Annotated in this window: 1 protein-coding gene; it reads right to left on the bottom strand. The window is 60.2% G+C overall.

What is annotated here, in order from left to right:
- Positions 1-147: 147 nt before the first annotated feature.
- The gene (locus tag B0G62_RS30980; protein ID WP_106346947.1) at positions 148-1,578 is read right to left on the bottom strand and encodes an ISNCY family transposase; all 1,431 of its coding nucleotides are present in this window, start codon (positions 1,576-1,578) and stop codon (positions 148-150) included.
- Positions 1,579-1,679: the final 101 nt, after the last annotated feature.

Raw genomic sequence — 1,679 nt, forward strand, 5'->3', positions numbered from 1 at the left:
AATGTCGTAGCCATTTCAAGATGTCGCGTTCGCAGCTAAATAGAAATGTCGTGTTTTGCGGGTTAAAAGGTTTGTCTCTAACGGGTTACAGCTCACGCAGTGTCGAAGGTTGGCGCTTGAACGGGCAGGGTGTTGGTGCCAGTGCTACTAGCCCTTTGCAGACCGAGGGCCAGGTTTGCGGGATTGGGATTGTGGCTGTCTGCGTTGAGCCAGATCGACGATCACATGCTCGACATCGGCCTGCGTGAACTCGCGCTGTTTCTTCGTGCCTGGCAACCGCTCCCTGGTTCGAGCCAGTTGGCCTTGATTCGTGCGGGACGGCGAACCAGATGCCCTCCGGTTATCGCGCTGCGCCTGAATCGCCTGTGCGACCTGGAGCACATGGCTCAGGCGCTTGTGCTCAACCACAATGCCCTGATCGACTTCGGCCAGCCGATCGTATTGACGATACGGCAATTCACGCCCATCCGCGCGGATTTCGATGCGTCCGTCCGGGTACTCCCACACGTCGATGTAGCGGTGAATCAGCTTCCGGTTCTCCGGCGTGTCGTCCAGCAGATACATCACGCGGTCGTACTGCACCGTCAGCGACTTCGTCACCCGCCGCGTCTCACGCCAGGTCATCAGCAGGTCCAAATTCTCGTCGTCCCGCAATGGCCGATGCGCATCAAAGCTGCTCTTCGGTGGCTTGGCAAAGCGCGCGTTGTAGGCAGCCATAAAAGAGGGTGCCCAGGCATTAGCCTCAGCCACAGTGCCGATCTCGCGCAGCCTCATCTCCTTGACCAGTCGGTCCTGCAGCGTCAGGTGCGCGCGCTCGACGCGCCCCTTGGCCGGGCTGCTGTTCGCACAAAACGTGTCGATGTTCAGTTCGTACATGGCCCGGCCGAAGTGCGTCACGCTGCTACCTGTCTTGCTAGCAGCAGCACTACGAAACACGCTCGCCTTGTCGCTGTAAAACGCGCCAGGTTTGCCGTGACGCTCGATGTACGCCCGCGTCGCCTCGAAATAGCTGAACGTCGATTCAGTCGCGGTGAAGTGCAGATGCATCAGCCGGCTCGTCGCGTCGTCCACGTACACCAGCAGCGTGCATTGCGGTGCCCGGTCCTCGAACCAGCGATGATCGCTGCCGTCGATCTGGATCAGTTCGCCCAGGCACGCCCGACGCGCGCGTGGCTGATAAACCTTCGGTGGTCGCTGCCGGCGCGGCACCCACAGCCCGGCCTCCGTCATGAGCCGTCTGACCGTCTCCCTGGCCAGCCGGATACCATGGCATTCCCAAAGCTTCTCGCAGGCCAGCGTCGGCCCGAAATCGGTGTAGCGATCGCGAATGATCGTCAGCACCCGTTGAGCAAGTTCAGCGTCCAGCCGCCGATTGCCTGTGCGACCACGTTTGCGCGAAGTCAGCCCGGCCGCGCCGGATTCCCGGTAGCGGATCACAAGCCGTTCTATCTGTCGCACGCTCAGGCCCAGACGTTCGGCCGCGCGACCAGGCTTCAGGCCCGAATCCACGACAGCCTGGATTACCTTCAAACGATCGAGTTCTCGCATGTTCAGTGTCACCAGTGCGCTTCGGTGCATGGACGGCTCCATGGTCTCGCAGGGAACCGACAAGCTTACCGAGGTCGAAACGCGACATTTCTAATTGGCTAGAACACGACATTTCTATAAAGCTACTACAT

This window comes from Paraburkholderia eburnea, from assembly GCF_002917095.1.
Taxonomy (GTDB): domain Bacteria; phylum Pseudomonadota; class Gammaproteobacteria; order Burkholderiales; family Burkholderiaceae; genus Paraburkholderia; species Paraburkholderia eburnea.